This window comes from Paenibacillus gallinarum (assembly GCF_014836635.1).
Lineage (GTDB): Bacteria > Bacillota > Bacilli > Paenibacillales > Paenibacillaceae > Paenibacillus > Paenibacillus gallinarum.
In genome coordinates this window covers 260,310-273,709 of the sequence record NZ_JACSQL010000006.1, presented here as the reverse complement: position 1 = coordinate 273,709, position 13,400 = coordinate 260,310, and the positions used below count along the sequence as shown (strand labels likewise).

Here is a 13,400-nt window from a genome sequence, read left to right as displayed (position 1 = left end):
TTTTAGTTAATCAAGGAATTCTTATGTTTAGAGGGATACCGGGAGCTTTACATCAGTTTTCTATTAAACTTGGAACCTTAGATTAAGCTAACGGAAAAACGATAGCTCAATAAGAACAAGTAAGCAGCCGCTCAAAAAACCGGTTGCTTTTTCTTTTAGCTAACGAACAGTTTAGAGTGAATGAAAAGCAAGCAAAAAATAGATTGTGTTATAATAACCCATCAAGATAAAGAGTAAATGAAGCTGAGCGAAGGGGAGAAATTAATGGAACATGAAAAAGAAATTCAAGAGATTAAAGATCGATTGACAAGTGTGGAAAGTCAACTCATACGTAAATCGCAATTTTCTAGAACATTCAAGATAGTACTAATCGGAATTATTTTTATTTTTCTCGTACTGTTTTTAATTTTAATAGGGTTATATCAATTTGCTTCTGGGAGGATCACCGGAAATTAAGATGGTTGGACATTAGTTGACCTAACGAGAAAACGTTAGTTGAACACAGTAGGGAGCAACTTGCTATTTGATTGATGGAGTAAACTAAAAGGCTGAGATGAGACATGAGTCAGCGTTGCCCAGCAAAGGTAGTTAAAAAAGAACCTATAATCAACAAGACAATGTTGTAATCAAAATATAGGGGGGGAATTTAGTATAGAATACAAGAAACTAAATCGATTACTGAAATTAAGTATGCTTATCACGGGAGTGTTAGTTGTGCTTAGTGGTTGCTCCTCAACAGCAAAATGGGAGGAGGAAGTTACTGATTATGCTCCTTATATTGTAACATCAATTACAGTGAGTCACTCGCCTAATAACATTCATACAATTGACCTGCAGGAGATGAGTTCGAAAGTTGTGGATGTGAAGGATAGGAATGTTCGATATGCTTATTCTTCTTTGCGTATATATTACGGGAAATATGCTTCGCCATTGAAAAACTTCAAAGAGTTTGATGATTTTGATTTAGATTCTCTGGATAGATTTGATATTACATGGCTGGATGACTCCATTGCCGAGATTGGGGTTTATCGATTTACTGAGAACAGGGAAAGAGTAGTTTTGTAGGAAACCATACAATTGGACGTGACGAGATGAATGATTAGTTCCTATGCAATTAAAAAAACATATAAATGAATTTAATTACAAGAAGTAAAAAGTATTCAAAAGACTGGCTGCTTTTTAGTCCTTATAGCTATCAACAAAAGAAGTGATATATACGAAGTTTTCTTTTTAGTAGGGAATATTTGTTGCGGATCACCTATATTATTGTGGTCATTGTACTGATTTACAGATTTCAACTTTGGATTTCCTACAAAGAAAGATGAGATTTTACTTCGGAATCAAATAGTAATATAATGCATGAGAAGGCTGAGCAGTGCGCTCATCGAAGAAAGAGTAGCTCTGATTATGATCAAGTAGCTCTGATTATGATCAACCCACGAAAGAAAGACTTATATACATATGTACAAAATACGGGTTTTGTGATTATGTATAAGAAAAAACGCTTATGGATCAAGGATTATTTCATTGAATTCGATTATTTTGTTCTTCTTATTAATCAAGCTTATTGTTGGTCTTTGCTTCTTTTTTGTTCATTTGTAGCTTTTTTTGTTGCTGTTTACTTTCTTTTTAATAATTCTAAACAATCACAACTCTCAACATTCAAACTTATTCATTAATTAATTTCCCATAATGTTTTCCTAATATTATTTGATTGAAAATTAATAAATCATCTAAATGTGATCATTGATATTTAAACAATGACAAAGTTACTCTTCAATCATTAATTCCATTACTTTGTTATCAAACCTCTGATTTTCCTCACTTTTATTAACTATTACTCGATTCGACCACCTAATAAGCATCCATTGATCTTTTTAAATCCACTAACTAAATTAAACCAGCTACTTTACTCTAATCTATTAAATTAGATCCCACTATATATTTTCTGATCTGCTCACCTTATTAATTATATTACCATTATTTTCAAATTTATATTCACTGAATCTTCTACATGTTCTATTATGACCTATCACAATCCCCTCCTCAAAATCAAAAAAGCTGCAACATGATCCCACCAATTCTCACTTCAATCACTTGGATTATTAACTACATGTTAAAAAACATCATAATCACATCCTATTTGACAAAACAAAGGATATCTCCGCAAATTTTATCATTGGTTTGACACAACGCTTATAAATCGCGAACAAAGAGATTATACAATGAGTTTGTCTTTCAATAGCGAGCGTCTTCCGTCCGCCTTTGAAAATTACAAATATAATCGGGGGTAATGAATTGAGAAAAAGAATCATGCTTTTCACGTTATTCACTTTAGTCATGGTGCTGATCGCAGGTTGTGGAACCAGCAACAGTTCGCAGCAAAACACATCTTCCCCATCCTCTTCATCGTCAGGTGCTGATAACAACGAAACATCGGGTGATACAGGTATTAATTCAAAGGATATTGAGAAGCTGAGAATCAGCTTTGTTCCATCGAAAGATCCAGAAGATATTATTACGGCAACGGATCCGCTAAAAGACTTACTAAAAAACCAATTGGCAACTGAAGGTTTTAATGTTGGAGAAATAAGCATTGATGTAGGCACTACATATGAAGCTGTAGGTGAAGCTTTGACTGCAGGCACGACAGACATTGGATTTGTACCGGGTGGAACTTATGCTCTATACGATGATGGAGCTGACGTTATCTTAACTGCAACACGAGCAGGATTGTCTAATGACTCCGAACTAGCTAAAGACTGGAACGATAACAAGCCAACGGAACCGACAACTGACCAGGCAACGTATTATCGCTCCCTATTCATCGCAGGCCCTTCCGCTAAAGGACAGGCATTAGCTGAGAAAGTCAACAATGGCGAAAATCTGACATGGGAAGATGTAAACGATGCGAATTGGGCGGTTATGTCTACCTCCTCCTCTGCTGGATATATCTACCCTACACTATGGCTTCAAGAAAACTTAAATAAAAGCATTACTGATCTAGCACACGTGGTTACATCTGACTCATATGGCAGCTCCTTTGCCCGTCTAGCAGCTGAACAAGTCGATGTTGTCGTAGCCTTCGCAGATGCAAGACGAGACTACAACGAACAATGGACGAATGAATTTAGTCGCCCAGGTTCGATTTGGGATGAAACCAATGTAATCGCCGTAACGGATGGAATTTACAATGATACGATCAGCGTTAGTAAAAACAGTCCGATTATGACGGATGATCTTAAAAAAGCCCTTCAAAATGCGTTCATCTCCATCGCACAAACGGAAGAAGGCAAAAAAGTAATTGCAGTCTATAGCCATGAAGGTTATCAAGTAGCACAATCTTCAGACTATGATGCTGAAAGAAAAGCTCAAGATATTATTAGAGAAATGAAAAACTAGTAGAGCATAAATCAGGTAAGCAGCTAAAAAGCGAGAGCATCGTGATTTTTAAGATGTTCTCCTTTTCTGCTTGGCAGATGAAGACTATAAGATTGGAGTTTTTCCATGATCGAATTTATGAATGTACAAAAGACGTACCCGAACGGCACAACCGCTCTGAGCAATATAAATCTAAAGATTGAACAAGGTGAGTTTGTAGCCGTCATTGGTTTATCCGGCGCTGGCAAGTCGACACTGATCAGATGTATTAATCGGATGCACGACATAACAGATGGACAGTTATTAGTAGACCATGTGGATGTATCGAAGTTACGCGGCAAACAAATTCGCCGTTTCCGAAGAAGAATTGGGATGATTTTTCAATCTTTTAATCTCGTCAATCGAATAAGTGTAATAAAAAACGTGCTCGTCTCTTTCGTACCAGATCTATCCATATGGCGTAAGCTGACCGGCATTTTTACGAAAGAACAAAAACTCCTGGCATTAGAGGCTCTAGATAAAGTAGGAATTTTGGATAAAGCTTATATCCGTGTAGATCAGCTATCTGGCGGACAACAACAGCGGGTTGCACTTGCCCGTACACTCGCTCAAAATCCAGATATCATACTTGCGGACGAACCGATCGCCTCCCTTGATCCGGTAACTTCGAGAATGGTGATGGAAGATTTCAGGAGAATCAATCAAACCATGAATATCTCTGTTATCATGAACATCCATCATGTAGAGGTCGCTTTGGAGTATGCAAACCGCATTATCGGGGTTCGTGAAGGAGAAATTGTATTTGATGGTGCGCCCACTGAGGTATCAAAGCAAATTTTGAACAACATTTATGGACATGTCTCTGATTCTGAAGAGAAGAACGAAGAAGTTGCTTCAACGTTAGAGGTGGTTTCAGGACATGTATGATAAACTCTTCCCTCCAAAAAAGCTGGTTCTGGCAAACGGAAAAGTCGTCATGGAGAAAAGATCACGGCTCCCTTTCATATTCCTGATTCTTGCTGCCTTAACAGCGACATCCACCCAACTGACTGATTTTGATATTCAAATGCTCTTCGACCGGATAAATCAGTTTTTTATTATTATAGGCGAGATGATTCCTCCAAAATGGAGTTACTTTCCTCACCTGTGGGATGCAATGATCTCAACCTTGCAAATGTCATTTTTAGGATCTATTATTGGCGCTGCTCTAGCTCTTCCATTCGCCATGATGGCTTCTTCTAACGTCATTCGTAATAAATCGGTCGTTGCTGTATTTAAAATTATGCTCAGCCTGCTCAGAACGCTGCCTACGCTAGTAACGGCGCTGATCGCTACCTATGTGTTCGGTTTAGGCCCGATGGCAGGACTCGTGGCGATTATGCTCTTTACCCTCTCCTATGTCGGTAAATTAGTATATGAACAGATCGAAAACGTCGATATGGGATCTTTTGAAGCGATGGAATCGATTGGGATGAACCGTGTAGAGGCCTTTCGATATTCGATATATCCGCAGGTGCTCTCTCGTTATCTATCTACTTCCTTATTTTGTTTTGAAGGAAACGTGCGATACGCGGCTATTCTCGGATACGTAGGTGCTGGAGGAATTGGCCTGCTGATTCATGAGAACATCGGCTGGCGAGATTATTCCAGAGTGGGAATGATTATTTTGTCGCTTATCGTCACTGTATATGTAATTGAAACAATCAGCGAGCATTTCAGAAAAAAGTTAACTTGAGGAGGCTAATTTGATGACAACAATAGAGAAACAAATGCTGGCTTCCCCTCGAAATCGCAGGTATGTGCTAACCGTAACGGCTATTGTGCTTATTCTGTTCATCTGGTCTTTAAACACAGTAAGCTTTAAAGACATGAATCAGAATGGATTCGTGATCGCGCTGAACATCCTAAAAGGATTGGGCAGTCCAGACCTAGAGCTGCTGTTCAACTTATCGAAACAAGGTGTCATCTATTTACTTATTCAAACAACAGCCATCGCTTTTTTGGGTACCTTCGTAGGCGCAGTGTTATCTGTTCCGCTTGCTTTTCTAGCGGCCTCCAACATTGTACCTAAACCGATTGCTTGGATCACAAGACTACTCCTTATTATGATTCGAACCATTCCAGCGCTGGTCTACGGTTTAATGTTCATCCGCGTGTCCGGACCTGGACCATTCACAGGTGTGCTTACCATAGGACTCACTTCGATCGGAATGTTATCGAAACTCTATGTCGACACCATTGAAGAGCTGGATAAGAAAGTACTAGAGTCGATGACCTCCCTAGGCTGTACAACCTTTGAAAAAATCCGCTTCGGCATCTTACCGCAGCTGTTCTCATTATTCCTATCGGTTACGATCTATCGGTTCGACATGAATATGCGTGAAGCGTCTATCCTCGGGTTGGTTGGTGCCGGAGGAATTGGAGCACCACTGATCTTTGCCATGAACAGCTATAGATGGAATCAGGTCGGCTCGATCTTGATCGGTTTAGTGGTTCTAATTCTGCTTATTGAATGGATATCAAATCGCCTTCGTTCCAAACTCATCCATGGTTAAGTATTGGTACATAGTGGTTTTGTGGTTATTCTTCATCAAAATAGACAGCAAAAACCTCCAAATCCATTGGTTCCATGGTATTGGAGGTTTTTTTGTGTGTACCAATAATAGATAACGGTCTTTTTTCAAAAGATGACCTTCCAGTTGTGATCACATGATGCATAGATTACCTTTCGCTTCGTGATATAATCAGCCAAAATCTCGGTCATGTCAGTAGGTATTTCTCGGATCACAGGTTTATTCATCAGCATTCCGAAGTTGCCTCCTCCACCCGCTCGGTAGCTGTTCATCACAACTTCAAAGGAAGCGTGAAGGTTCATAGGAGCACCGTTAAACCATAGCTTACTAACACGGCTCCCTTCGGGTCTTGAGATATCCAGTTCATATTCGATGCCTTCCCACATGTCATAATTAAAGTGCTGCGGTTTAGGTTGCAGATATCCCTCAGATACTTGTAATCTCCCGATATCCTCCTCGAGCGTAAAGTAAAGGGCGTTCTGCTCCAGGGCATCCCGAATATCACGGCCTGTCAGTAGAAGTACCTTCAGGGTATTTGGATAGATATAGTTAGATACGACGTCTCGCATGGTGATGTGTTCTGAGAACCCTTTTGCCTTATTGGTAAAAATAGAAGCACAGGAGATAGCTGCACCCGTAACCTCCATCTGCACCCGATTAATAAATTCTGTGAAGGCATGATCCTTTTGTCTAGCAGTAAATGGATCGAGTATCGATAAGTCACCTTCTGCTCTGCCAATGGGCTGATCCAGCCATGCCTGGGTATTTCGTTCCGCCTCAGCAAAAAGTGCAAGCACTTCCTGATCTGCTTCTGCTTCGCTTGCATGTATCAGCTGTGCCTTCTTACCACATATTCCCCATCTGCCTTCCCCATCCTGCTCAAATCGAAGTTCCACTTTAGCAATGGCTTGTCCAGCCGAACCAGGCTGCGCATACACAACGCCATTTAATTCTCCGGTAAGAAGCCGATGCTGATGCCCCGTGAGCAAAACATCCACCCCTTCGAGGTGCATACACATCTCATAGCCCTGATTTTCCCCTGTAAGAGGCTCTGTAGCCTTTCCGGTGACTGGATCACATTCAAATCCTCCGTGGTAGCAGACGACGACAGCATCCGGCTGGTGGGTTTTACGAATATGAGTAATCCACTCCTGAGCAGACGTTAACGCATCTTTAAAATCAAGTCCACGGATGTTCGCTGAATCTTCCCAGTTAGGAACATAATGCGTTGTAATACCGAGCACGGCAACACGGATACCTTCCTGCATCATAAATATTCGGTAAGGCGGTCCGAATGCCGGATCACCATTGGACTCCGTTACGATATTGGCAGATAAATAAGGACACCTAGCGTCTTTAATATGGCTATTCAGCAGCTCTAAACCGTAATTGAATTCATGATTGCCAAGTACAGCTGCATCGTATGTAAGGTGATTTAACAGTTTCGTTGCCGGATGCATCCCTGTTCTATCGTATTTAGCATAGTAATACATGAAGGGAGTTCCCTGCAAAAGGTCACCGTTATCGATAAGTAAGAGATGCGGATCTATTTCCCGTTCCTTACGAATGATTGTAGACAGCTTGGCAAGACCAAGCGGCTTATCTCCTGCCTCCCGATAATCTGTTGGGTAAATGTGACCATGCACATCGCTTGTTTCCAGCAGTGTAATGACCACTGTATTTTTTGTCTGTGAATTCACTTTTTGAAGTCCCCCTATGAATGAAGCTATATATTCTCGTTAGATTGAGATCAAGGCCATCTATTCCTATATTTCCACTATTTCCACTCTTATTATATTTGTAATACAACAACTGACTTTAAACAGTTTGTTATCTACAAGTTAAAAATAAATCATTCAACTGTGTGTATAGAGGTAATCTATGTAGGAATCCTATCGATAGTTAACATAATATATATTAAGTTTACCTATTAATCACGGTGATCCCTATTTATCACTCTACAAAATAAAAAGTGCCCAAAAGTCATATAGACTATCCCGGCACTTTGTATTAACTCCGATCTGTTCCTTCTTCATTAGCATCTTCTGCTGATTTGGTAACTTCTTCTGATGCATCAACTACACTGCCTTCCGTCACATCAAGCTGAAACATATGGATAAAATCATCCATTACCATTTCGATTGCCTTCAGTTCTCCGCTGATCACTTGTTTAATTGATTCAAATTGCGGATCTTGTAACTGCCGCTGTAAAGTCGAACGATTTACTTGGAGTTTCTCTAAAAAAGCAATCGCTCTTCCGCGCCGAAACGTTTGGACCTTTTTATGATGAGACCCGTTAAAATCTCTCTTTCCCTCCTTATCAAATGACCTCGGACCTCGATGACCTCTATGTTCTTCATGATCTCTTCGTCCATGTCTACCTTGATTTTCTTCCCTTTCACGCATAAACAGTTTCCTCCCTTTTCTTATCGTATACATTTGTATACGTGTGTTATTTGTATACAAATGTATACGATATGTTCTGTACATGTCAAGGTAAACTTCTCTTTTAAACTTGGATAGAGATTTTTCGTATCAATCTTCATTCCAATATAATTACACATGGTTCTATGTTTAGTCCTTATGTATATAAGCTGAATCCATTCACTTAGGAACATACGTTCTCCACCCTATAAAACCGCACTTTTTCTTCTTTGGTCGTCTACTTTTTATGTTCTTACACACTCTTTTCCATGTATAAAAAGAAGAATTCTTCTGATTTTAAGCTCTTTCATCTATCGTTTTTGATACTATTCTCATTTTAGAACATATGTTCGGTCACCGTAAAAACCGCATTTTTTGATCATTTTTAGCTATATATCCGTATATATTTCACTTTAATTCCCTTTTAAGTAGTTATAAGGTAAATAAACCGTCCTTTTTCTCATGAATCCAGCGTTAGTGGTATGAAGTACTCCCCATGGTGCTGTCGTCAGCAGCATTTCTGTATTACCACGCTATAAAACGATCACCAGATTACGTCTATTTAGATTCAAAATGTTTGATTTTGACGGACGTGAGAACGTATGTTCGTAGTCGATAACCCGTTCACCCATATTCTTTCAAAATATCACCTGAATGAGTGGACTCGTGCCCATTACAAAAAACAAAGCTACCTGCGAATTAGGCAGAGCAGCTTTGCTATGTTCATATTTTTAACTATCCTTTCACAGCCCCGAGCGCTACGCTTCCTATAATTTGTCTTGAGAAGATCGAAAATACAATGATAATAGGTACGATCGAGATGGCCACACCTAAATACAATAATCCATAGTCCATTCCATAATATCCTTGCACCAAAGCAACGAGCACAGGGAGCGGATATTTATCTAGTGAGAAAAGAAGGACGAGCGGTGTGAGAAAGTTATTCCATGATCCAATGAACGTAAAGATCCCGAGTGCCGCAATAGCAGGTCCAAGAATCGGTAACACAATTTGATTAAATGTTCGAAACTCCCCTGCGCTATCTACACGAGCAGATTCAATAATTTCATCGGGAATACTGCCTTCAATAAACTGTTTGATAAAAAACACATTAAACGCATTAGCTGCTGCGGGTAAGATAATGGCCGCATAACTGTCTAGAAGCCCAAGTGTACTAAACAAGCGATACATTCCGATCAGAGCAAGCTGTCCTGGAACCATCATGGTAGCGAGCAGAAACAAGAACAGCCAGGTGCGTCCTTTAAACTTATACTTTGCAAAACCGTATGCGGTAAGTGCCCCTATATATAAAGAAAGTACAGTAGAAGATCCCGCAATAAAAAAGCTGTTGGCGAAACCTCTCCATATATTTATTTTGGAAGCCATGTTGAGATAATTATCGATAAGAAACTGTCCCGGAAGGAAAGTAAACGTTGATGCAATCGTTGCATTGTTATGTGTGGAATAGATGAGCATTAAATAAAAAGGGATGATACAGATGATCGCGAGGCTCACTAGAATGAAATACACTAGTATTTTCCCTATGGTCATACTCTTCATGTTTGGATGCTTCTGTACAGCGATAGGCTGATCTGCCATTTTTGCCGGTTGCATATGATTTCCCTCCTCCCTATGAACTGCTCTTCCGCTTGGTCATCATAAAGGATATGGCCGAGAACAGAATGATGATTACGAATAAACAAAAGGCAATGGCAGCTCCGTAACCAAAACGAGTACTCTGGAATGCGACATTATATAGATACATGATACTTGTCATGGCTGCACGATCCGGACCGCCTGTGCCATTCGTCAGTGTAAATGGCTGATCAAAAATTTGGATACCTCCAATAATGGACGTAATAATCTGAAAGAGAATGATCGGACGAAGCATCGGCACAATGATATGAAAGAAAATATGTTTTTTCTCAGCACCGTCAATTTGTGCAGCTTCTTGCAGTGAAGGATCTATTCCTTGCAGTCCGGCAAGATAGATCACCATGGAGTACCCAAAATATTGAAAGAATAGAATGGAAGAAACGATGAGTCGCATAAACCAAGGATCATTCTTCCAATTGATTGGATCATCGATGAGTCCGACTTGAACTAGAAAGTGATTTAGCCCCCCAGACTGCCAATCAAAGATTAGACTTACAAGTAGACCCAGCGATGCAGCAGTAACGATATTTGGGAAGAAATAGACGGCTCGAAAGATGTCTCGCCCCTTCAGTAGTTTATCGTTGAGAATAAAGGCGAGCACAAGAGAAACGGTAAGCTGCGGAACAACGGATACTCCCCAGATAAAAAGCGTGTTAAAGAGTGTTTTATAAAACAGAGGATCTTGTAGAACAGCAATATAGTTACCCAGTCCGACAAACTCGGGGGAAGTGATTCCGTCCCAATTCGTAAAACTAAGATATAGAGAGTAGAGAATAGGATAGAGTCCAAATATGAGGAAAATGAGAAAGAATGGCGCAATGAAATAGTATCCATAGTGGTCTTTGCGGATCGACTTAGCAAACATGAATGGTACCCCCCGTCATCGGAAATTTTATAGCCGTTAATTATCTTGCTAATGTTAGCTAATCGACTTCTAGCTCCGGAAATCTCAATTTCACATCCCTTTTTATTCTCTTCACTGCTTCTTCTTTGGTCTGAATGTCGTTATTAAGATACAACTGGAGTACAACTTTAAAAATATCCGCATTAATGGTCGTATCGTATTTGGTTCGCTCATACACAGGTATCTGCTTTGCTGCCTCTGAGAAGAACTCAAAATGTTTCTGTCCTCCTAAATAATCAGAAGTAACGGTTTTTGCAAGCTCATCATTCACAACCATATTACTAGTAAAATAATCTTGTTCCTTTGCAAGTTCGGATAAGAAATCATGATCAAAGTTATAGAACTCAATAAACTTCCAGGCAAGATCCTTTTTATCACTTTTGCTGTACATCGCAATATACGTACCGCCTGCACTAAAAGCAGATGGTCCCTGAGCGAGACCCCATAGTCCCTTTGTATCCGGTGCATTGGCCTTGAACGTATACTGCAGTGCCCAGGTTGCTCCCGGATAGAACATAACCTGCCCTTTCTGCATCGATGCTGCATAGCCGGCACTTCCATCGTCATACTCCCCAAGCACACGCCGCTGACGAGCTTCACGCACAAGATCCAGAACCTCCATATAGGTATCATCAATGACGAATTTCCCATCCTTCACCCAAGGAATACCGTCATATGAATTCGATATCGCATTCCAGTTCGCCAGCGCATGAACCTTATTACCGCTTTCTTGCTGTACCCGCTCTCCTATCTTAAAAATGTCCTCCCAGGTGCTAATCATCTGGCTAACTTTCTTCGGGTCATCCGTCCCCAAATATTGTTTTGCCAAATCCCTGCGATAATAGATCCCCCCTGGTGTGCCTTGATAGCCAATCGCTCTGATGTTTCCTTCGCTATCCTTTTCATTAGACTGAACAAAAGGGTATTGCTCCTTAATAAGCTCATTCGCATCATATGGTGATGCTGACAAATTCTCTAAATAGGGAACATCAATCAGCTCTCTTATATTGGCGTTCTCGATCATAAAAACATCGGGTGCTTTGGATGCGGTCTGTAGTGCCGATTTCAATTTCGTGATATAGAAACTCCCGGGGATATTGACGAAGTTCACTTTAATGTCTGGATAATTTTCTTCGAATTTCTCAATCGCATAACCCGCTTCATCGGTAAAGCTCCAAATTGTAATCTCCTCTTGTTTTGAATGGGTCGTTCCTGTGGCGTTGCATCCAGATAACATCATTGCCGCAGTAAGAATAGCAATGACCGAGATATATTTTCGATTCAACTTCTTCTTCATTTGCCCCCTCCTCCATTAAAGTAAACGCTTACAATTTATTAGAGTATAGTGATTTTGCAGAGGGCTTTCTCTTCAGATATTGCGAATTATCCTTCATATGTTGTGATCTTTGTGCGATGCTTCTTTCGAAATTCGGTGGGAGTGCAGTTGTTGTATTTTTTAAATAGCCGATTGTAGGAGTTGATATTGTTAAATCCGTGCCTTATGGAGATATCCAGAATAGAGTCTTCACTAAAAAGTAATGCCCATTCCGATTTGATAATGCGAAAATGATTTAAATACTCCATTAGTGTGACTCCCTTAAGCTCTTTAAACAGTGTACATACGTAAAACTTACTGAATTTAATATGCTCCGCCACCTGATCGAGCTTAATATTTTCCGCATAATGCTCTTCTAGGTACTCACAGATCGATTCAATGAATTCAAACTTCTTACTAGGTGAACATACTCGCCCTGAATTAGAAGTTTGAGATGTTGGTGTTTTTATACGCAATAAATGAACAATGAGATCATAAAACCTGGCAATCATGGACCAGCGGTATCCCGCCTGCTGTTTGGTACTTTCATCGGATAAGGTATCTAAATAGGAGCTTAGATTATTTTCACAACAGATGGTTGAAGGGATTAAGGTAGTCTCATTAAAAAGATCTATCATTTCCTTTGTATCTTCTGTGACTATGAAGCTTCCCGTGATCAGTTCTAGACGAAATAAAAGAATGGTAAGCTGATCCGTACCCGGCAAGAAACTATGTACATCCCCCGGTTTAATAATCAGTATATCCCCCTGCTCAAGTTCATAAAGACGGTTATATACTCTAATCTTCGCATTCTTCCCCCTCACAACGACCATTTCAACTTCTTCATGCCAGTGGGAGGCAAAATTGAATTGTCTACTCGTATGAATCACGCGTATAGGAAATCCTTCCGTCATATGACCTGTCTCAAGAAAAGTAGGTTCTCCCATCTGATTCACCCTCTCCTGTTTTCACTATGAAAGCCATAACATCATTATATTATGCACAAGTCAGACTTCTCCCTCTAACATCAGATATAAAAAATAAACGATTTATTAAATAGATTCTTTAAATTGGACATCTTATAAAGGGATCACACTCCGTATCTTCATTTTTACATTTGCTTATGTTTTACATAATACTTTACATA

11 protein-coding genes are annotated in these 13,400 nt (G+C 39.9%); 5 read left to right on the top strand and 6 right to left on the bottom strand.

The window, feature by feature from the left end:
* Positions 1–714: 714 nt before the first annotated feature.
* The 5 genes from H9647_RS15140 (at position 715) to phnE (H9647_RS15120) (ending at position 5,936) form a co-directional block, all read left to right on the top strand.
* Positions 715–1,065, top strand: coding sequence for a hypothetical protein (locus tag H9647_RS15140; protein WP_191801343.1), 351 nt, complete (start codon positions 715–717; stop codon positions 1,063–1,065).
* Between the two features lie 1,233 nt (positions 1,066–2,298).
* The gene (locus H9647_RS15135; RefSeq protein ID WP_404822631.1) at positions 2,299–3,402 is read left to right on the top strand and encodes a phosphate/phosphite/phosphonate ABC transporter substrate-binding protein; all 1,104 of its coding nucleotides are present in this window, start codon (positions 2,299–2,301) and stop codon (positions 3,400–3,402) included.
* Positions 3,403–3,507: 105 nt separating this feature from the next.
* Entirely contained in the window at positions 3,508–4,308 is an 801-nt protein-coding gene (gene phnC / locus H9647_RS15130) for a phosphonate ABC transporter ATP-binding protein (protein WP_191801341.1), read from the top strand.
* A complete protein-coding gene (gene phnE, locus H9647_RS15125) occupies positions 4,301–5,116 on the top strand; it encodes a phosphonate ABC transporter, permease protein PhnE (RefSeq protein WP_191801339.1) in 816 nt (271 codons plus the stop codon). Before phnC ends, phnE (H9647_RS15125) begins: the two co-directional genes overlap by 8 nt.
* Before the next feature lie 13 nt (positions 5,117–5,129).
* A complete protein-coding gene (gene phnE / locus H9647_RS15120; RefSeq protein ID WP_191801337.1) occupies positions 5,130–5,936 on the top strand; it encodes a phosphonate ABC transporter, permease protein PhnE in 807 nt (268 codons plus the stop codon).
* A gap of 125 nt (positions 5,937–6,061) precedes the next feature.
* Here the strand turns inward: phnE (H9647_RS15120) and H9647_RS15115 are convergent, their stop codons facing one another.
* From H9647_RS15115 to H9647_RS15090, 6 genes are all read right to left on the bottom strand, one after another.
* Positions 6,062–7,654: a bifunctional metallophosphatase/5'-nucleotidase gene (locus H9647_RS15115; RefSeq protein WP_191801335.1), complete on the bottom strand. Its 1,593-nt coding sequence runs from the start codon at positions 7,652–7,654 to the stop codon at positions 6,062–6,064.
* A 310-nt stretch (positions 7,655–7,964) separates the two neighbouring features.
* On the bottom strand, positions 7,965–8,360 hold the full coding sequence (locus H9647_RS15110; RefSeq protein WP_191801333.1) for a hypothetical protein: 396 nt from the start codon (positions 8,358–8,360) through the stop codon (positions 7,965–7,967).
* A 753-nt stretch (positions 8,361–9,113) separates the two neighbouring features.
* Entirely contained in the window at positions 9,114–9,992 is an 879-nt protein-coding gene (locus H9647_RS15105) for a carbohydrate ABC transporter permease (protein ID WP_191801331.1), read from the bottom strand.
* 16 nt (positions 9,993–10,008) lie between these two features.
* Positions 10,009–10,899 (bottom strand): carbohydrate ABC transporter permease, encoded by an 891-nt coding sequence (locus H9647_RS15100; RefSeq protein WP_191801329.1) that lies wholly within the window; start codon positions 10,897–10,899, stop codon positions 10,009–10,011.
* 58 nt (positions 10,900–10,957) lie between these two features.
* Positions 10,958–12,235 (bottom strand): ABC transporter substrate-binding protein, encoded by a 1,278-nt coding sequence (locus H9647_RS15095; RefSeq protein ID WP_191801327.1) that lies wholly within the window; start codon positions 12,233–12,235, stop codon positions 10,958–10,960.
* Positions 12,236–12,321: 86 nt separating this feature from the next.
* A complete protein-coding gene (locus H9647_RS15090; RefSeq protein WP_191801325.1) occupies positions 12,322–13,200 on the bottom strand; it encodes an AraC family transcriptional regulator in 879 nt (292 codons plus the stop codon).
* Positions 13,201–13,400 lie beyond the last annotated feature (200 nt).